Source organism: Cupriavidus sp. IK-TO18 (assembly GCF_015549295.1).
Classification (GTDB): Bacteria; Pseudomonadota; Gammaproteobacteria; order Burkholderiales; family Burkholderiaceae; genus Cupriavidus; species Cupriavidus oxalaticus_A.
The window spans coordinates 327,416-345,994 of record NZ_JADGMP010000029.1 but is presented as its reverse complement, the minus strand read 5'-3'; the positions used below and the strand labels follow the sequence as shown (position 1 = coordinate 345,994).

The window sequence follows — 18,579 nt, the reverse complement described above, 5'->3', positions numbered from 1 at the left end:
ACACGGAGCCCTCATGATCGCCGTCATCTTTGAAGTCGAGCCCGCACCGGGCCGCCGCGACGCCTACCTCGATATCGCCGCAAGGCTGCGCAGCGAGTTGGAGAGCATCGACGGCTTTATCTCGGTCGAACGCTTCCAGAGCCTGGCCAACCCGGGCAAGGTTCTGTCGCTATCGTTCTTCCGCGACGAGGCGGCCGTGATCGCCTGGCGCAATACCGTGGCACACCGCGAGGCACAGGCCGTGGGCCGCGGCGGCGTGTTTGCCGACTACCGCCTGCGCGTGGCACAGGTGCTGCGCGACTACGGCATGCACGCACGCGACGAAGCCCCCGCCGACAGCCGCGCAGTGCACGACCGCAAGCCCGGCTGAAGGAGCATGCGATGACGATGGAAGCAATCGGCACGCAGGCTGCCTTTATCGGCCTGACCTTCCTGCTGGCAGGCTTGGTCAAAGGCGTGGTGGGCCTGGGCCTGCCCACCGTCGCGGTGGGATTGCTCGGGCTGGTGATGCCGCCGGCGCAGGCCGCGGCGCTGCTGGTGGCGCCGTCGATGGTGACCAACGTGGTGCAGCTGTTCAGCGGTCCGCGCTTCGGCCAGCTGGTACTTCGGCTATGGCCGATGCTGGCGGCGATCTGCGCCGGCACGTGGCTGTGCGCTGCGCTGGTGGCGGCCGGGATGATGACCCACGCCACCTCGGCGCTTGGCGTGGCGCTGGTGCTGTATGCGGTGGTCGGACTGGCAGCGGTCAAGCTGCACGTGCCGCCGGCGGCAGAGGCCTGGCTCGGGCCGGTGGTCGGGGTGGTGACCGGCGCGATCACTGCGGTGACCGGCGTGTTCGTGATTCCCGCTGTGCCTTACCTGCAAGGGCTGGGGCTCGAAAAGGAGGGCCTGGTGCAGGCGCTGGGGTTGTCCTTCACGATCTCGACCATTGCGCTGGCGGTCAGCCTGGCGCTGGACGGATCGTTGCTGCACACCCCGGTGCTGGGGGCTTCGTTGCTGGCACTGGTGCCTGCGCTTGGAGGCATGTTCATCGGGCAATGGCTGCGCCATCGCATCAGTGCGGAGCGCTTCCGCAAGCTGTTCTTCTGCGGGCTGCTGGTGCTGGGCGGCGAGCTGGCGATGCGCGGGCTTTCGTGATCACGCTTTCGCATACGATCGGTTTTCTCCCCTCTCCCGCTTGCGGGAGAGGGAGCACCCAGTCGGTTAAGCAAAGGTCATGGGTACGCGAACGATCCTCACCGCCCCGCCTGCACCACTCGCCCATTCAACGGCTGCACCGGCCGCGCATTCATCGGGTAGAGCTTGCGGAACGTCGCCAGTTGCGCCGCCGAAATCTCCACCGGCGTCTTCAACACCTGCCATCGCACATCCTCGCTGCAAGGCGGCGTGGTCAGCGAGCCGGTGAACGCCCAGTAGGATTGCTGCGCAGGCAGCAGCGCCGCCACGTCAATCGGCGCACCCAGCTCGCGCGACTCGCCGGCCTTGGCCGGCAGGCTGGCAAAGACCGGCTGCAACGCCGCGTTTTCGCGCCCGGTCTTGAACAGCACCGCCACCACCGCCAGCTTGCCTTCGGCGTTCTGGTGCACCAGGTGCGCCACCAGCGGATAGGCCTTGCCGTTGATCTTCTCTTCGCTCGGCGTATGGAAGTGGAATTGCACCAGCTTGTACGCCGCGCCGTCGAACTCGGCCTGCCCGCCCGCAGGCAGGTTGACCTGGATGGTATGGCCGTTGTTGACCACGGTTGCCGGCGTTGCGGTGTAGCCAAAGCCGATCGGCTTCAGGTCTGCGCTCACGGTCTTGTTGGTACGGATATCGATGGGCGACTGGTGCTTGCCCAGCGTGCAGGTCTTGTAGCCGGCGTCGAGCTCGCCCCAATGGCTGGCGCCGGTCGGCCCGGCGTAGGTCCAGTGGGTGTCGTTGCCTGCCCAGGCGGCAGGGGCGAGCAGGGCTGCGCAAATGGTGATGGCCGGCAGCTTGATGGTCATGTCGATGCGTCCTCGTGTAGGTGACCCCTTCGTACTCCGAACTCCCGGGTTGGCGCGATCTGCTGCCACGCCTGATCCGGGCCCGAAATCATGCAGCAAAAATCGCCCCGCGCGAACTCAGCATTACTGAATTCCGGTCTGCACTGCGCTTATTCCGGGTATGCGGCTGACGCTGGCGCACTGGCCAGCAATGGGACGGTCCGGGGTATTCGAGCCGTTTGATCGACGGCGCGGCCCTGGACCGGCAAGCGGGTTCATGACAGGCACGGCCGGCGTGATCCGGCCGTGCCTGCGCCTTCAGTGGGGCGGGGTGCCCGGCTGGCTTGACTCCAGCTGGTCCCGAACCGCGGCGATATGGTCGCCGGCGGCATCGACGGCCGCTTCGAGATCCTGCTCGCTGCAGTGAAGCTCGCGGCACCAGTACTGCACTTCAAGCGGATCCATCAGGTTAACGCGGCCCGGATCCAAAGGCCTGAACTGGCTCGTTGCATCGATCATGCTCGCCTCCTGTCCGTGCCTCGGCGCGACACGACCCTTGCATTGTAGGCAGTGATCGCGATCGCGTTGCATGCAAAGCCGATGCTGTGCGCCATGCCATGCACGCGACTCGGCATATGATGCACGGGTTACCCACACCGACAGGACGACGCATGCCCCGCTCTTCCGGTGCAAAGCTCTGGTCCACGCTGAACAAGGCCGCCACGCGCAATGCCCGCCGCATGCAGCGCGCGGTCAACCGCAACATCACCAAGCCGATGACCGAAGCCATCGTGCGCAACGCGGTGAAGCAATCCGCTGCACTCACCGCGGCCACGCAGCGCGCGCTGTCCGGCGTGGTGTCGCCGGCCGAGCCGCCGCGCAGCCGCGGCAGCGGCCGCTGGGAGGAGGGCAGCTGGGGCGCCGGGCCGCTCGCGCCGCGGCGCTATCGCATCTTCGTGCCGGCGGGCGCCAATGGCAGGCGGCGCGCACCGATGCTGGTGTTGCTGCATGGCTGCGGGCAGGACACCGCCAGCTTTGCAGCGGTCACGCGTGCTGCCGCCGTGGCGCGCGAGGCGGGCTGGGTGGTGCTGTTGCCCGAGCAGAGTTCGCAGGCGAACGCGCAGCGCTGCTGGAACTGGTTTAAACCCGCCGGGCACGGTGCGGTGGAAGCGGGCCTGCTGATGGCGCTGGTCGAGCAGGCATGCCGCACGCATCCGGTGGCGGCTAACCGCGTCAGCGTGCTCGGCTTGTCAGCGGGCGGGGCGATGGCTTTGACGCTCGGCCTGCGCTATCCCGCGCGCTTCGCGGCGGTGGGCTCGCATTCCGGTGCGGTGCCGTGGAGCGCCACCAACGCGGCGCAGGCCACACGCGCGATGCGCGGCCAGCGCGGGCCCGATGCGCAGGCCGTCCACGCGCTGCGCCTCGGCCTTGCCGGCCGGCGCCCGCCGCCGCTGCTGCTGCTGCATGGCGACGCCGACGCCATGGTCGACTTCAGCAATGCCACCGCGGCGGCGGCACTGTGGATGCACCTGCAGCCCGAAGGCGCCCATCCGCTTGCCGCGGTGCCGGCGCGGCGCGCCCAGCGCGGCATGCGGCGTGCGGTCGATGTGTTCGACTGGACCGAGGGCAAGGCGCCTTACATGCGGCTGGTGCGGGTCGAAGGGCTCGGCCATGCGTGGAGTGGCGGAGCCGGGGGGCACGCGTTCTCGGATCCGGCGGGGCCGGATGGGCTGAAGCTGGCGTTGCGGTTTTTTCTGGCGGTCGGGGGGTGAGGAGCGTCACCCGGGCGTCACCCCGGCGTCACCCCGGCGTCACCCCAGCGTCACCGGCTCGATCACTACATCAGTGACCGCACAAGCCACGCACGGCAGGATCAACCCTTCCTCTTTCTCATCCAGGCTCAGCCCGGGCCATTCGATCCGGTAGCGGATCGATCCGGCATGCAGCCGGCTGGCACAGGCGCGGCAAGTGCCGTTGCGGCAGGAGTTGGGCAGCGGCACGCCGTCCAGCAAGGCGGCTTCCAGCAAGCTTAGCGCGGCCGGGGCGGCAAAAGTCTGGCCGCCTGGCAGCACCTGCGCGGTGAATTCGCCGCCGATGTCCGCTATGGACGCATCGCGTTCATCCATGGGAATCGTCCTGTGCCTGCGGAAATTGCGCGCGCCCATGGGTGGCGTCGCGCAAGGCATCGCGCGCCGTATCCACTTGCGTGGCGGGAAGGCGCAGCACCAGCGTTGCCAGCGCGCCATAGGCGGTATCGGCCAGCGTGCAGCCATGTTGGGCGGCCTGTTCGATCCAGCGGCGCACGCGTGGCTCGTCGGCATAGTCGATCGATATCGTCAGCGTGGCGTAGGCGATGCGCTCGATGCGTTCGGCCGATTTCAGCGCGGCGGCGATGGCATCGGTGTAAGCGCGCACCAACCCGCCAGCGCCCAGCTTGACGCCGCCGTAGTAACGCACCACCGCGGCCAGCACGCCGTCGAGGTCGTGGTGGCGCAGCACTTCCAGGATCGGCCGGCCGGCGGTGCCCGAAGGTTCGCCGTCGTCGGACATGCCCGACGCGCCGCCGGCGAGCAGCGCCCAGCACACATGGGTAGCGGTGGGGTGTTCCGCGCGCAGCGCCTGCAGCGCGGCCATGGCCGCGTCGCGGTCGGCCACCGGCAAGGCCAGGGCCAGGAAACGGCTCTTGCGGATTTCGACTTCGGCCTGGACAGGGTGGGCTAGCGTGTAGGTCGGCAAGCGGGAAGGGCGGAAAAAGCTGGAAGAAGCTGCGCGGTGCGGCCGCGGACAGAAGCGGGAAGTGTACCGCAGCGGATGAGGCACCCCGGCCGTGGCTCCCATGTGAAGTGTTGCATCGTCAACTTCCTGTCACAAAGACGCCCTACGATCTCCGGCTGTCGGGCGCAATGCCGCCCGCCGCCCGCCTGTGCCAACAGGTGCCCGGCCGCCCGCGCGGTGCCGGCGCGATCAAGCGGTCAAAAAAACCAGATCCATCCCTTTCCCCGGATAAAACCATGCAACAACAACCTGATGCTGGCCGCCGCAAGGCCCTGAAACTGCTGGCGGGCGCGCCGATGCTTCCGTTTGGCCTGGCTTCCGCCGGCCTGCTGGCCGGCTGCGGCGGCAGCGACGATGCCGTGGCCGCGCCCGCCACTGGCCCGGCGCCTGGCGCCACCTTCACCACGGCCGAGTTCATTCCCATGAGCGCGCCCACGCTGTCGGATGCCGCCGCGATGGCGACCACCACTGTCGGCTCGAGCCTGAAGGTGTCGTTCAGCGACGGCAGCAGCACCACCTACAAGCTTGCCTACCAGCCGTTCTTCGTCACCGGCGACACGCTGCCGGACGGCAAGGGCGGCACCATCGTGGCCGGCGGCTACTACAACATCAACAACCAGCCGATCATGGACACCTCCGTGGCCGGCAAGGAACGCCAGTTCTTCTCCGACGCACCGGACGGCAGCTCGCTGCTGAAGCTGGCCAACCCGACGGTGCCCGGCGTCAAGGGCAATACCGTGTTTGCGGTGGTGCAGTTCGAGTACACCTCGCGCAACCAGAACAACACCAGCATGTACGGCCTGCTGCCGTCGCCGATCGCTGTCGTGACGCTGGACCAGGACCCGGCCACCGGCAAGCTGACCCCGGTGAAGTACCACAACGTCGATACCTCCGGCGTCAACGGCCTGTGGATCACCTGCGGCGCGAGCCTGTCGCCGTGGAACACCCACCTGTCGAGCGAAGAGTACGAGACCGACCTGAAGGACGCCGCGGCGGTCACGCAACTGCAGGGCTACAGCCAGAACCTGTATGGCGACCCCGCCAGGGCCAATGCCTACAACTATGGCCACCTGCCCGAAGTGACGGTCAACCCCGACGGCACCGGCACCATCAGGAAGCACTACTGCCTGGGCCGCATCTCGCACGAACTGGTGCAGGTCATGCCCGACGAGCGCACCGTGCTGATGGGCGACGATGCCACCAACGGCGGCTTGTTCATGTTTATCGCCGACAGCGCGCGCGACCTGTCCAGCGGCTCGCTGTACGTGGGCAAGTGGCAGCAGACCTCGGGCGTCGGCCCGGGCAGCGCCACGCTGTCGTGGATCAAGCTGGGCAGCGCCACCAGTGCCGAGATCCGCGCGCTGGTCGATGGCGGCATCAGGCTGGCCGACATCATGGACGTGCAGACCGTCAACCCGAACGACAGCAGCTACACCCGCGTCCTGTACAACGGCAAGGCCAACTGGATCAAGCTGGTGCCGGGCATGGAAAAGGCCGCGGCCTACCTGGAAACCCACCGCTACGCCGCGCTGGTCGGCGGCAGCCTGGGCTTCACCAAGATGGAAGGCACCACGGTCAACATCAGGGACAAGAAGGCCTACTCGGCGATGTCGCGCATCGAGTCGAGCATGCTCACCGGCAACGCCGCCAACCAGGGCGACATCCAGGTCGAAGGCCCGTACTCCGGCGCCGTCTATGAGCTGAACCTGAAAGGTGGACAGACCGACAAGAGCGGCAACGCCATCAACAGCGAATGGGTGCCGGTCGACATGGCCGCGGTGCCGGCACTGGTCAGCGAAGACCTCGGCGGCGGCAAGATGAAGCAGCAGGATGCGCTCGGCAACTTCGCCAACCCGGACAAGGTCGCCACGCCCGACAACCTCAAGTTCTCGGAGAAGCTGCGCACGCTGTTCGTCGGCGAGGACAGCAACACCCACGTCAACAACTTCCTGTGGGCCTACAACGTCGACACCAAGGTGCTTAGCCGCGTGCTGTCGTGCCCCGCCGGCGCCGAGTCGACCGGCTTGCATGCGGTGGACGAGATCAACGGCTGGACCTACGTGATGAGCAACTTCCAGCACGTGGGCGACTGGGAATCGCCGCTGCATGACGTGGTCAAGCCGACGCTGGACCCACTGGTGCGTGCCAATTACAAGGACCGCTTCGGCGCGGCGGTGGGGTACCTGACCGGCGACCCGACGGGCGTGAAGCTGGCGAAGGCCTGACCGCAAGCGGGCGCTGTAGCATGAAGGCGGCGGCCTTGGCCGCCGCCAGTGCATCCCGGGTCCGCGCAGACTCTGCTACGCTAGCCGTTCACCCGGCAAACGAGCCAGTCGCCATGACCGACCAGACCCACGACCCCGACGCACGCCGCATGGCGCCCGCCACCGAGCGCAATCGCGAGCCCATCCTCGCGGTGCTGCGCAATGTGCTGCCCGCCAGCGGCACGGTCCTGGAAATCGCCAGCGGCACTGGCCAGCACGCGGTGCACTTTGCCGCGGCGTTCCCAGGCCTGACCTGGCAGCCGAGCGATCCCGACCGTGCCGCGCGTGAATCGATCGCCGCATGGACCGCGCATGCGGGGTTGGCCAATGTGCGCGCGCCGCTGGACCTTGACGTGTGCCGCCAGCCCTGGGGCATCGATGCGGCCGATGCGATGGTCTGCATCAATATGCTCCATATCTCGCCGTGGGCCGCGGCCGAAGCACTGTTCGCAGGCGCAGGGAGGCTGCTGAAGCCTGGCGGCGTGCTCTACCTGTATGGTCCCTATCGCCGCGGCGGCGCACATACCGCGCCGAGCAATGCCGCCTTCGACGCCCAGCTGCGCGCCACCGACGCTGACTGGGGCGTGCGCGACATGGAGGACGTGGTTGCGCTGGGCGCCGCACAGGGATTGCGCTGCGACGAGCCGGTGCCGATGCCGGCCAACAACTTCAGTCTGGTGTTCCGCAAATAGGCGCATGCGCGGCGCGTGAAAGCGCAGGGGTGGAACACCGGAAGCGCGAAAGCGGAAAGCGCAGCGGGGCACCATCCTACGCCACGGGCCCCGTGGCCGCTTTGCACTAAAATCTTCCGTTCATTTCGATCCAGCGACGCCGTTGCCCCCAGGGCCCTGCCGCGCCGCGCCCGCCACGGAGAACACGATGAAGGTCCAGAACATCCTGCAGACGATCGGCAATACCCCGCATATCCGCATCAACCGCCTGTTCGGCAGCGGGCACGAAGTCTGGATCAAGTCCGAGCGCAGCAATCCGGGCGCCTCGATCAAGGACCGCATTGCGCTGTCGATGGTCGAAGACGCCGAGCGCCGTGGCGTGCTGAAGCCGGGCGGCACCATCATCGAGCCGACCTCCGGCAATACCGGCATAGGCCTGGCAATGGTGGCCGCGGTCAAGGGCTACAAGCTGGTGCTGGTGATGCCGGACAGCATGTCGATCGAGCGCCGCCGGCTGATGCTGGCCTACGGCGCCAGCTTCGACCTGACTCCGCGCGAGAAGGGCATGAAGGGCGCGATCGCGCGTGCCGAGGAACTGGTTGCCGCCACGCCCGGCGCCTGGATGCCGCAACAGTTCGAGAACCCCGCCAACATCGACGTGCACGTGCGCACCACCGCGCAGGAAATCCTGAACGACTTCCCCGAAGGGCTTGACGTGCTCATCACCGGCGTCGGCACCGGCGGCCACCTGACCGGCTGCGCCCGGGTGCTGAAGGACAAGTGGCCGCAGCTCAAGGTCTTCGGCGTCGAGCCGGTGGCCTCGCCGGTGATCTCCGGCGGCGCGCCGGCACCGCATCCGATCCAGGGCATCGGCGCGGGCTTTATCCCGAAGAACCTCGACACCGCGCTGCTCGACGGCGTGATCCAGGTCGATGCCGAACCCGCGCGCGAGATGGCCCGCCGCTGCGCGCGCGAAGAAGGCATCCTGGTCGGCATCTCGTCCGGCGCGACGCTGGCCGCGATCGCGCAGAAGCTGCCGGAGCTGCCCGCCAATGCGCGCGTGCTCGGCTTCAACTACGACACCGGCGAACGCTACCTGACGGTGGAGGGTTTCCTGCCGGCCTGAGCCACTGGCCGGCAGCGAGGCCGCGCCAGGCAGTGGGGGATGGGTGCCGTCAGGAGGACAAGCCGTGGCGCTTGTGCCAGTCGGCCAGCGATTCCTCCGGCCACGTGTCGCAGCGCACGTGGCCCTTGCCCTTGGGCACATCGACCCATGGCGCGGCGGATTCCAGCGAGGCTTCCACCACCTCGGGCGGGCGCGGCAGCGGCGTGTCGATGGCCGAGGCATGCGGATACACCAGCTCCGGCCAGCGCGGATCCCACAGCCACAGCGCGCTGCCGCACTTCACGCAGAAATGCCGCTGTGCCGGCGAGCGCCGCGCGCGCTTGCCCGGCTCGCGCAGCACCGCGTGGTAGATGCCCAGGTGTTTGCGCCCGCGCACGTGCAGCGTGGCGGCATCGCCGCCGATATTGATCGCATAGCCGCCGCCGCCGGCGGTCTTGCGGCAGATCGAGCAATGGCAGTGCATGTACGGGCACGGCGAGTCCGATTCCAGCGAGAAATGGACGGCGCCACAATGGCAGGAGCCTTCGAGATGCATGGTGGGATCCTTTGCGCGTTGGCGTTTTCGGCAGTCCCTTGACTGTAGAAAACCCTGCCCAAAGTGCAAAACCAAGCCGCGCCAGGCTCGCGTCACAGCGCCTTGCGGAACGTCAGGTTGACGCGCGCGCGTCCCAGCAGCGGATGATCCCCATCGGCCAGCGGCGCCACGCCGTGGAAGGCCAGCCGCGACGGGCCGCCCCACACCACCACGTCGCCATGCGCCAGCCGCACGCGCTGCGGCCGGTCCGCGCGGCGCATGCCGCCGAACAGGAATACCGCTGGCAAGCCCAGCGAGACCGATACGATCGGCGCGCCGAAGTCGCGTTCATCGCGGTCCTGGTGCAGCGACAGGCGCGTGCCCGGCACATAGCGGTTGACCAGGCAGGCATCGGGCGCGAAGCCGGCAAAGCCGGCTTGCGCCGCCGCTTCGGCCGCCAGCGCGCGCAATCGCGGCGGCATCGCCGGCCAGGGCTGGCCGCTCAGCGGGTCCGTGCGGTCATAGCGGTAGCCGCGGGCATCCGAGACCCAGCCCGCATCCCCGCAGTTCGTCATCGCCACCGACATCGTCAGGCCGCCAGGCGTCACCATGTGGCGCAGCGGGGCCGCGGCAATCACCGCCTGCACGTCGGCGAGCAGGGCCTCTGCATCCGCGCGCGCCAGGCCGCGCAGCACCACTGCGCCGTCCGCCAGGGGCTCGGGCGCAGAATCGGCAGGGGCGGTGTCGTCGAGGTTGTCGAAGAGGTCGAAGGTCATGGCCTGAGGATAGACGCGTCGGACCGCGCGTGCGGAAAAATCAATAACTTAGCACTGAAGGACGCGTCAGCCCCCAATGCGGACAACCTCGCAGACCGGACATGACAGATCCGGCGGACATGGAAGGAGACAACCCTGATGCAACGACGTCGCATTTTGCGCATCGCACTGGCTGCCACCGGCCTCGCGCTGACGGCACCTCTCGGCACGCAGGCACTGGCTGCCGACGATTTCCCGACCCGCCCGATCCGGCTCATCGTCCCTTATGGCGCTGGTGGCGTCACCGACCAGGTGACGCGCGCACTGGCTGAGGCGGCCAGCCGTGAATTGGGCCAGGCGATTGTGGTGGAAAACAAGATCGCGCCCGGCGCCTCGCGGAGGCTGGCCGCGACTATCCTTTCGCTATTCGTTCCGAGCATATCAGGTGTTGGAATTTTTGATTTTACGATGGCGCGGACGCTTCCTACACTCCCCAGACAAAAGAAGCATGCGGAGACAGACATCGTGATTACCTCACTATCGCCAACTTGCGCGAAGCCCTGGCCGCGACCAGCCTGGACGACTAAGACACTCTCGAAAAAGCCCGCGTCTACATGAGCGGCACCATGCGCTGGTTCCGGCTTTATCTCCGTGTCCCCGCGGCCTGATCGGTCCGGATAATTCCAACAAATACCGGGGCCGGTGCGCGACCTGCGTGCCGGCAAGCCGTGCTGTCGACCCCGGCAGCACGCTCCCCGCAAGCCGCGCGCCCGCATGACTCGTCGCCACCCGGCGCGGGCTCGTGCGAACGCTCGGCAGCACATGAAGGAGACCCCTATATGAGCTTGTTCCGAACCAAAGACATTGACGCAATGCTGGTGGACTGCAACGCCGGCGGCCTGAAGAAGGTGCTGGGTCCGATGGACCTCGTGCTGATGGGCATCGGCGCCATCATCGGCACCGGCATCTTTGTGCTGACCGGCACCGGCGCTTTGACCGCGGGCCCGGCGCTGACCGTGTCTTTCGTCATTGCGGCCATGGCCTGCGGCTTCGCCGCGCTGTGCTACGCCGAGTTCGCCTCCGCCATCCCGGTGTCGGGATCGATCTATACGTATAGCTACGCGACTCTGGGCGAGATCATCGCCTGGATGATCGGCTGGGACCTTCTGCTCGAATACGGTCTGGCTACCTCGGCGGTTTCGGTAGGATGGTCGGGATACTTCCAGTCGCTGGTGGCAGGTTTCGGCCTGCATTTACCGACGGCGCTGACGGCAGCCCCGGGGGCGGTGCCAGGCGTGACCACCTTGTTCAACCTGCCGGCTTTCCTGATCATGTTAGTCACCACTTGGGTGGTGTCCTGCGGCGTGCGGGAGTCGGCCCGACTCAATAACGTGATGGTGGCGATCAAGATTGCGGTGGTGGTGCTGTTCATCGCGGTCGGCGTCTGGCACGTCAAGCCGGCCAACTGGCAGCCATTCGCGCCGTTCGGGGTATCCGGCATCTTCAATGCGGCGGCGCTGGTTTTCTTCGCCTTCATCGGTTTCGATGCGGTGACCTCCGCCGCCGAGGAAGTGCGAAATCCGCACCGCGACCTGCCGGTGGGTATCATCGGCTCGCTGACGGTCTGCACAGTGCTATACGTGATAGTCGCGGCCATCATGACTGGCGTCGTCCCCTTCACCAAGTTCGCCGGCGTCGACCATCCCGTGTCGCTGGTGCTGCAGTACGCGGGACAGAACTGGGTGGCCGGCTTTGTCGACCTGGGCGCTATTCTGGGCATGACCACAGTGATCCTGGTGATGACCTTTGGCCAGACTCGCGTGATTTTTGCCATGTCTCGCGATGGCCTGCTGCCCGCCAGGCTGTCGTCGGTGCACCCGTTGCACGCCACGCCGTTCTTTGCCACGTGGACCGTCGGCATTGTGTTCGCGATGATCGCCGCCTTCGTGCCGCTCAATGTGCTGGCCGAGTTGATCAATATCGGCACGCTCGCCGCCTTCACGCTCATTTCAATCGCGGTGCTGGTACTGCGCCGGACCCGTCCCGAACTGAAGAGGGCCTTTCGCTGCCCCGGCGTGCCGGTGGTTCCGCTGCTATCGGTTGGCTTCTGCCTGTTCCTGATGGCGCACCTTCAAGCGCTGACCTGGGTCGCCTTCCTCACGTGGCTCGGGATCGGGCTGTCGGTCTACTTTCTGTACGCGCGCCGCAATGCGGTGCTGCACGGTGGCACCAGGTAGCACGCGGGGCCGGCCGTAGAAGCCTGCATGGACGCCACCGTTTGCCACTGAAAAGCGTGTGAATGGATGTAGAGGCCAACCTTGGGGTAAGCGAAAACCCCAACCGCTTCCACGCCCGGATCTGAGTAAGATGCCAACCCGGCGCTGGCGCGACACAATCGCCCGCCGCCGAACCCGATGGGGGCTCCGCGCCCATCAAAGCCGCACCGCACTGCAACCCAGGCGGTGTGCCAAGGAAGGCAGAGCTACAGCTTTGCATTCCCCACGTCATGGAGAAGAAGTTGAACGACCGTACCCACGCGGCCGCTGTCCGCCTGTTCGGCACTGGCGAAGGCCTGTCCCACGAGCGCGTGACGCTCGCCACTGATCCGCAATCCGGCCTGCAGGCCATCATCGCCATCTACAACACCAGACTGGGCCCCGCCTTCGGCGGCTGCCGGTACTGGACCTATTCCGCCGAGACCGAGGCGCTGTCCGACGCCCTGCGCCTGTCGCAGGGCATGGCTTACAAGAACGCCCTCGCCGGGCTGCCTTTCGGCGGCGGCAAGGCTGTGATCCTGCGCTCGCCGGCGCAGACGGACCGCCAACAGCTCTTCCGCGCATTCGGCCGCATGGTGGAGTCGCTGCGAGGCAGCTATATCACGGCTGAAGACGTGGGCACGACGGTGGACGACATGCGCGCTGTCCAGGCCGAGACCGGCTACGTCAGCGGCATGCCGCGCGACGGCGGATTCGGTGGCAACCCCTCGCCGTGGACAGCTTATGGCGTGTTCGTCGGTATTCAGGCGGCGGCGCAGTACCGCCTGGACCGCAAGTCGCTCGCGGGGCTGTCAGTGGCCGTCCAGGGACTGGGGTCGGTAGGCTGGGAACTCTGCCGCCGCCTCCATGAGGCGGGTGCGAACCTGACCGTGGCGGATATCGATGCCGGGCGCGCATCGCAGGCGCAACAGCAATTTGGCGCACACGTCGTATCGCCGGAAGCCATTACGGGCGCGGATGTCGACGTATTTGCACCTTGTGCGCTGGGTGCCGTCATCACCCCGGCCGTGGCCGAAAGCTGCCGCTTCCAGATCATCGCCGGCGGCGCAAACAACCAACTCGCTTCACTGGCCGAAGGCGACACCTTGCATCAGCGCGGCATCTTCTATGCGCCGGATTTCCTCATCAATGCCGGTGGCATCGTAAGTTGCGCCCGGGAATACCTCGGCGGCGTCGACGATTCAGCCCTTCGCGACGAAGTGGCCGGTATCCGCGATCGGGTGCTCAGGCTCGCGCAACGCGTAGAGTCGACAGGCGAGGCGCCGGCACGCGAGGCGGTGAAGTGGGCGCACGAGGTGTTGTCGCACGGCATCGGGTTGCACTGAGCTGTCACCCCGACCCGGAGAAGGTATATGAACGGACACCCGAAGCCCCACAGTTCGGCCAGCGCCGGCGACAAGCTCGTCATCTTTGACACCACCCTGCGCGATGGCGAACAGTCGCCCGGCGCGGCGATGACCATCAGGCAGAAAATCGCGATCGCGGAACAGCTGGACGCCCTGAACGTCGATGTCATCGAAGCTGGCTTTGCAGCCAGCTCGGATGGCGACCACGACGCCATCAAGGAGATTTCCCGACAAGTAAAAGGCAGCGTGATCTGCTCGCTTGCCCGTGCCAACGAGCGGGATATCGAGAGAGCCGCCAATGCGCTGAGCGGCGCGAGAAGATCCCGCATCCACACCTTTATTGCAACGTCAGCGTTGCACATGGAGAAGAAGCTGCGCATGACCCCGGAGGAGGTATCTCTGCGGGCCCGCACTGCTGTCCGCTTCGCGCGAAAATTCACGGACGACGTGGAATTCAGCACTGAGGATGGGAGTCGATCGGACCCGGATTTCCTCTGTCGCGTGATCGAGGGTGTCATCGACGAAGGGGCGACCACGATCAACTTTCCCGACACCGTTGGCTATGCCATGCCCGCCGAATTCGCCGAAGGACTCAGGAAGCTTCGCGAGCGTATTCCCAACTCCGACAAGGCCGTATGGTCAGTCCATTGCCACAATGATCTCGGCCTGGCCGTTGCCAACTCGCTAGAGGCCGTCAGACATGGTGGCGCGCGTCAGATCGAATGCACCATCAACGGGCTTGGCGAGCGCGCAGGCAATGCGTCTCTGGAAGAGGTCGTCATGGCAGTAAAGACCAGGCGCGACCTGTTCGGACTAGATGTTGGAGTGAACACCGCCCATTTGCTCGCTGCGTCCAGGGCTGTCTCTGAGGCCACGGGATTCAGCGTTCCACCCAACAAGGCGGTGGTTGGTGCAAATGCCTTCGCCCATGCTTCCGGTATTCATCAAGATGGCATCCTGAAAGCGCGCGAGACCTATGAAATCATGCGACCGGAAGACGTCGGATGGGACAAAGGCGCGCTCGTGCTTGGCAAGCTTTCTGGTCGGAATGCTTTCAGGCACAGGGTTCAGGAGCTGGGCATGCATTTTCGCGACGACGAAATGCTATCCGCCGCCTTCGCGCGCTTCAAGCGACTGGCGGATACCAAGCCCGAGATCACCGATGATGATCTGAGAGACATTGCCTTTGGCGTGGCGGAATCCCGCACATTCAGCGCCTGATAAGCGGGGCCGGCCACGTCGCCGGCAGCTACCACAGGCGGCGCTGGGGACAGCGCCGCCTGTACGGATCGCCGAACGTCGGGACAAGCCGACACCGGAATTCCGGTATCCGCTAACCTCTGGCGCCAGCACACCAGTACGCGGGCGGGTGGCTAAAACACGGGTAGCGAACCGAAGCTGCGACTGGCAGCTACTACACCAATCGCAGATCCCACAGCGCATCCAGTACGTGTTGGGTGGAGCGTTCAACGTACCCCGCACGATGCGCGATGCCGAGCCGACGCCATAACGCCGGGCGCAGCGGACGCATGACGATGCGCTTGTCCGGCAATGGCGTGGTGGCCTCGTGGGGCAACAGCGCCGCGCCGTAACCCGCCGCGACCAGGCTCTTGATCGCGTCGTTGTAGTTGAGCTGAATGCGTGGTGCGGGATGGTGTCCCGCGGCCGCGAACCACTCCGCAGTCTGACGCGAGAGGCGCGTGGTCGCATCATTAAGAATCAGAGGCTGGGCGGCGAGCCAGTCCGGCGTGACGCGGGCCGGGCACTGCCAATGCGCCGGCACGAAGGCCATCACGGGGTCGCGGCGCCAGGGCTTTATCACCAGTCCGGCCACCGGCGGCTGAGGCAGTGCAACCAGCCCGATATCCAGCGTGCCGTCCGCCAGCCGGGACAGTGTTTCCTGCGAAGTGAGGACCGCAATCTGGATGTCGATGGCGGGATGCTGCTGGCGCAGCACCTCGAGCGCCTGTGGCAGCAGGTGCGCGATCGCGCCAGTCGACGCACCGAGCCGGACGCGCCCTTCGAGCCCCTCCACCTGTCGTTGAATATCGTCCAGCGCCTGCTCCGCGTCGGCCAGCAGCCGACGCCCGCGCTCCACCAGCACCTCTCCGATCGCCGACGGCCTTACCTGTCCGCGTTTTCGCGACAGTAGCGGTGCTCCGATGCGTCGTTCCAGGTCAGCGATGTGGAGGCTGACCGTGGGCGGCGCAAGGTGCAAGGCACGCGCCGCCTCGGCGAATGAGCCATGGTCGGCAATGGCGACCAGCGTGCGCAGGCGGTCCAGGCTGATCTCTCGCATGTCGGCTCCGGATTCAGGAAAGCTGAATGTCAGCGTTGTGAAATTCAACTTTCATTATTCTAGTGCTCCATGGAAGATTGGGGCTCCTACGACGTGTTAACCCCCCTCAGTCACCGGAGTATTCCTCGCATGAGCTCCCCCCTGGTTTTTATCGACGGCGACCAAGGCACCACCGGGTTGCAAATCCACGAACGGCTGCGCGGCCGCACCGACCTCAGCCTGTTCACGCTTGACGCGTCGGAACGCAAGGACCCACGGCGTCGTGCGGAAGCCATCAATGCCTGCGACATCGCCATCCTCTGTTTGCCCGATGCCGCCGCGCGCGAGGCGGTGAACGCCATCGTCAATCCCGCCGTCAGGGTGATCGACGCAAGTTCAGCCCACCGCACGCATCCGGACTGGACATATGGTTTTCCGGAAATGACACCGGGACAGGCCGCGCGCATTGCGAACGCGCGACGGGTCACCAATCCCGGCTGCTATCCGACCGGTGCGATTGGCCTGCTGCGTCCCCTGGTGCAGGCCGGGCTTGTGCCAGCCAGCTACCCGGTCAGCATTCATGCGGTGTCCGGCTACTCCGGACGCGGGCGTGCCGGCGTGGAGGAGTATGAGGGGCCGGATGCCGTCAGCGCGCCGGCATTCCAGGTGTATGGCCTGGAACTCGCGCACAAGCACCCCCCGGAGATCCAGCAGCATGCCGGGCTCGCGCAGCGTCCGATCTTCGTTCCCGCGTATGGGGCGTTCCGCCAGGGCATCGTGCTGACGGTGCCCCTCGCGTTGAGGCTGCTGGCCCCCGACGTGGATGGCGCCACGCTCCACGCTTGCCTCGCCCGCCACTATGCCGGGGCGGCCCATGTACATGTCCTGCCGTTGCACGAATCGCGCGTTCTAGAACACCTGGATCCGCAGCTGCTGAACGGTACGAATGACATGCACTTAAGCGTATTTCCAAACATGGAACACGGGCACGTCCTGCTGTCCGCGGTCTTCGACAATCTTGGCAAAGGCGCATCCGGCGCCGCGGTTCAAAACCTGAACCTGATGCTCACGCAGCAATAGTGGCCGATGGCGGCCGCCTGAAACGGCGGCCTTTGTGTTCCGGTGGTGCCTGAATGCCCGACACGTCCCCAAAAAAATCAGGCGAACGTATCAATCTCGCCGCGCGCCGGCAGCCGTGCAGACCGGGCCACCGGTTCCGCTGATGCGGCGGGCTCGGCGCCAGCCAGCGTGCTCGTGCCGAAGGCCGGCTGCCCGCGCCCGTTGCCCGGCGCCTGCTGCTGTTGTTGCCCGTTGCCGGCCTGGTTGGCAAAGCCGTCGGCGCCGACCGACGTCTGTCCCAGCTGGATGCCGTTTTCGGACAGCGCGGTGCGCAGGTGCGGCAGCGCCGCTTCCACTGCGGCCCGTACCGCCTGGTGCGGCGAGACGAACTGCGCCTGGGCCTGGTCGTTGACCACGTTGAGCACGACCTTCAGCGGGCCAAGGTCGGGCGGGTTCAGTTGCAGCTCTGCGCTCTGCGTGCCCTGGGTGCTGAGGCGGAGCATCTGCTGGCCCAGGGCCTGCGGCCACTGGCTGTCGTACAGCGCCGGGGCGACCATCGGGCGAGCGGTTGCGGCCGCGGCAGCCGCCGGGGCTTGGGCCGTGTGCTGGCCGGCGAGCGTGGCGGCCAGGGCGGGCGCGTTGTCGGCGCTGGTCGACACCGTGGCGGCCTCGGTGGCGCGCGCCGCGGCTTGCGCGGCGGCGAACGAGCTGGCGGCCGGACGCGCTTCGCCGGCGCCATTGGCAGCGGCAAGCGGATCGGCGCGGTGCTGGCCGATGCCGCTGTCTAGCTGCTGGCCGGCGTTGTCCTGCTGCGCCGGAATGCTGGCGGCTGGCACGGATTGCGTGAGGGCAGAGCCCGACCTGGCGTCCGTGGCGGCCGGCGTGCTGCCCTGCATCGCGGCGCGTTGCGAGGCGATGGTGGCGAGCGTGTCGGCGACCGAAGGCGGGGCCGGCGCGGCCTCGGCGGTCACGACCTGCAGCGTGTCGGGCAATGCGGCGGCGTCGCCCCGCAACGCCGTCGCCTGGGCGCTGGCAACGTCGGATGCGCCGGCAGCCGCCGGCTGCGCGGCGCCGGCCAGCGCGGCTTGCAGGGCGGCGTTGCCGCCTGCGTCGGCGGCCGAGCCGACCGCTGCGCCGGCCGCTGCGGACGCTGCCGTGGCCGTTGCCGGCAGCAGCAATGCCAGCGCCGCGGCGGCTGCTGCGGCCGCCGCATCGGCGGCAACAGCGCTGTCATCGTCTTCCTTGGCCTTGTCGGCGGCCGCCGGCTTGTCCGCCGGCGCCGCCAGCGGCTTGCCGGTGTCGGCGCGTGCCGGCTCCGGCGCTGGCTGTTTTTGGCTCGCGGACCTTTCCTGCCCGGCGTCTGCGTCCCGGGCCTTTGTTGCCGGGGCTTGCTGCGGGCTGCTTTCGCGGGCACGCGCCAGTGCGTCGCCGAAGCCGCTGGTGTCGCTGCTGGCGCGCCTGGTGCTTTCGGTTGCACTGGCAGCCGCCTTGGCGGCATTGGCGGTGTTGCTGACAATCTGGCTGATATCGATCATGTCGTTCTGCTGCGGA

Annotated in this window: 18 protein-coding genes and 1 pseudogene; 11 read left to right on the top strand and 8 right to left on the bottom strand. The window is 67.0% G+C overall.

Going from position 1 to position 18,579, the window contains the following annotated elements; all coding sequences use genetic code 11:
* The first annotated feature begins 13 nt into the window (after nucleotides 1-13).
* Both IPF36_RS22105 and IPF36_RS22100 read left to right on the top strand, forming a co-directional pair.
* Nucleotides 14-370: an antibiotic biosynthesis monooxygenase gene (locus IPF36_RS22105; protein ID WP_135703287.1), complete on the top strand. Its 357-nt coding sequence runs from the start codon at nucleotides 14-16 to the stop codon at nucleotides 368-370.
* 11 nt (nucleotides 371-381) lie between these two features.
* Nucleotides 382-1,137: a sulfite exporter TauE/SafE family protein gene (locus IPF36_RS22100; protein WP_195430269.1), complete on the top strand. Its 756-nt coding sequence runs from the start codon at nucleotides 382-384 to the stop codon at nucleotides 1,135-1,137.
* 98 nt (nucleotides 1,138-1,235) lie between these two features.
* Here the strand turns inward: IPF36_RS22100 and IPF36_RS22095 are convergent, their stop codons facing one another.
* Together IPF36_RS22095 and IPF36_RS22090 are read right to left on the bottom strand one after the other, a co-directional pair.
* Nucleotides 1,236-1,985: a carbonic anhydrase gene (locus IPF36_RS22095; RefSeq protein ID WP_133095651.1), complete on the bottom strand. Its 750-nt coding sequence runs from the start codon at nucleotides 1,983-1,985 to the stop codon at nucleotides 1,236-1,238.
* A 297-nt stretch (nucleotides 1,986-2,282) separates the two neighbouring features.
* Entirely contained in the window at nucleotides 2,283-2,483 is a 201-nt protein-coding gene (locus IPF36_RS22090; protein WP_133095652.1) for a DUF3606 domain-containing protein, read from the bottom strand.
* Between the two features lie 152 nt (nucleotides 2,484-2,635).
* Between IPF36_RS22090 and IPF36_RS22085 the strand changes: the two genes are divergently transcribed.
* Nucleotides 2,636-3,736, top strand: a complete 1,101-nt coding sequence (locus IPF36_RS22085) for a PHB depolymerase family esterase (protein ID WP_135703285.1) — start codon at nucleotides 2,636-2,638, stop codon at nucleotides 3,734-3,736.
* A gap of 39 nt (nucleotides 3,737-3,775) precedes the next feature.
* On the opposite strand, the gene IPF36_RS22080 is transcribed toward IPF36_RS22085, so the two are convergent.
* The gene (locus IPF36_RS22080; protein ID WP_135703284.1) at nucleotides 3,776-4,090 is read right to left on the bottom strand and encodes a 2Fe-2S iron-sulfur cluster-binding protein; all 315 of its coding nucleotides are present in this window, start codon (nucleotides 4,088-4,090) and stop codon (nucleotides 3,776-3,778) included.
* Nucleotides 4,083-4,700, bottom strand: a complete 618-nt coding sequence (locus IPF36_RS22075) for a YigZ family protein (RefSeq protein ID WP_133095655.1) — start codon at nucleotides 4,698-4,700, stop codon at nucleotides 4,083-4,085. The genes IPF36_RS22080 and IPF36_RS22075 overlap by 8 nt, the downstream gene beginning before the upstream one ends.
* 275 nt (nucleotides 4,701-4,975) lie before the next feature.
* On the opposite strand from IPF36_RS22075, the gene IPF36_RS22070 reads away from it, so the two are divergent.
* The 3 genes from IPF36_RS22070 to cysK all read left to right on the top strand — a co-directional run bounded on the left by IPF36_RS22070 (nucleotide 4,976) and on the right by cysK (nucleotide 8,800).
* A complete protein-coding gene (locus IPF36_RS22070; RefSeq protein ID WP_195430262.1) occupies nucleotides 4,976-6,964 on the top strand; it encodes a PhoX family phosphatase in 1,989 nt (662 codons plus the stop codon).
* Nucleotides 6,965-7,077: 113 nt separating this feature from the next.
* On the top strand, nucleotides 7,078-7,695 hold the full coding sequence (locus tag IPF36_RS22065) for a DUF938 domain-containing protein (RefSeq protein WP_135703282.1): 618 nt from the start codon (nucleotides 7,078-7,080) through the stop codon (nucleotides 7,693-7,695).
* A 187-nt stretch (nucleotides 7,696-7,882) separates the two neighbouring features.
* Nucleotides 7,883-8,800 carry a cysteine synthase A gene (gene cysK, locus IPF36_RS22060; protein ID WP_133095658.1) on the top strand — a complete coding sequence of 306 codons (918 nt, stop codon included), beginning with the start codon at nucleotides 7,883-7,885 and terminating at the stop codon, nucleotides 8,798-8,800.
* Between the two features lie 49 nt (nucleotides 8,801-8,849).
* Here the strand turns inward: cysK and IPF36_RS22055 are convergent, their stop codons facing one another.
* Entirely contained in the window at nucleotides 8,850-9,335 is a 486-nt protein-coding gene (locus IPF36_RS22055; RefSeq protein ID WP_133095659.1) for a GFA family protein, read from the bottom strand.
* 92 nt (nucleotides 9,336-9,427) lie between these two features.
* On the bottom strand, nucleotides 9,428-10,090 hold the full coding sequence (gene alkB, locus IPF36_RS22050; RefSeq protein ID WP_195430259.1) for a DNA oxidative demethylase AlkB: 663 nt from the start codon (nucleotides 10,088-10,090) through the stop codon (nucleotides 9,428-9,430).
* A 138-nt stretch (nucleotides 10,091-10,228) separates the two neighbouring features.
* Here alkB and IPF36_RS34810 point away from each other — a divergent pair, with 138 nt between their 5' ends.
* The 4 genes and pseudogenes from IPF36_RS34810 to IPF36_RS22025 form a co-directional block, all read left to right on the top strand.
* Complete coding sequence (locus IPF36_RS34810; protein ID WP_255519868.1) at nucleotides 10,229-10,687, top strand: hypothetical protein; 459 nt, start codon at nucleotides 10,229-10,231, stop codon at nucleotides 10,685-10,687.
* 221 nt (nucleotides 10,688-10,908) lie between these two features.
* Nucleotides 10,909-12,306 carry an amino acid permease gene (locus tag IPF36_RS22035; protein WP_195430256.1) on the top strand — a complete coding sequence of 466 codons (1,398 nt, stop codon included), beginning with the start codon at nucleotides 10,909-10,911 and terminating at the stop codon, nucleotides 12,304-12,306.
* A 269-nt stretch (nucleotides 12,307-12,575) separates the two neighbouring features.
* Nucleotides 12,576-13,670: an amino acid dehydrogenase gene (locus tag IPF36_RS22030; RefSeq protein WP_195430254.1), complete on the top strand. Its 1,095-nt coding sequence runs from the start codon at nucleotides 12,576-12,578 to the stop codon at nucleotides 13,668-13,670.
* Nucleotides 13,671-13,697: 27 nt separating this feature from the next.
* Nucleotides 13,698-14,864 (top strand): annotated as a pseudogene (locus IPF36_RS22025) (2-isopropylmalate synthase); the annotation flags it as partial.
* Nucleotides 14,865-15,105: 241 nt separating this feature from the next.
* Here IPF36_RS22025 and IPF36_RS22020 read toward each other — a convergent pair.
* Complete coding sequence (locus IPF36_RS22020) at nucleotides 15,106-15,990, bottom strand: LysR family transcriptional regulator (RefSeq protein WP_133095664.1); 885 nt, start codon at nucleotides 15,988-15,990, stop codon at nucleotides 15,106-15,108.
* 129 nt (nucleotides 15,991-16,119) lie between these two features.
* Here IPF36_RS22020 and argC point away from each other — a divergent pair, with 129 nt between their 5' ends.
* Nucleotides 16,120-17,049 (top strand): N-acetyl-gamma-glutamyl-phosphate reductase, encoded by a 930-nt coding sequence (argC, locus tag IPF36_RS22015; RefSeq protein WP_195430252.1) that lies wholly within the window; start codon nucleotides 16,120-16,122, stop codon nucleotides 17,047-17,049.
* Between the two features lie 77 nt (nucleotides 17,050-17,126).
* Here argC and IPF36_RS22010 read toward each other — a convergent pair whose 3' ends face one another.
* The gene (locus tag IPF36_RS22010) at nucleotides 17,127-18,563 is read right to left on the bottom strand and encodes a flagellar hook-length control protein FliK (RefSeq protein WP_195430250.1); all 1,437 of its coding nucleotides are present in this window, start codon (nucleotides 18,561-18,563) and stop codon (nucleotides 17,127-17,129) included.
* Between the last annotated feature and the right edge of the window lie 16 nt (nucleotides 18,564-18,579).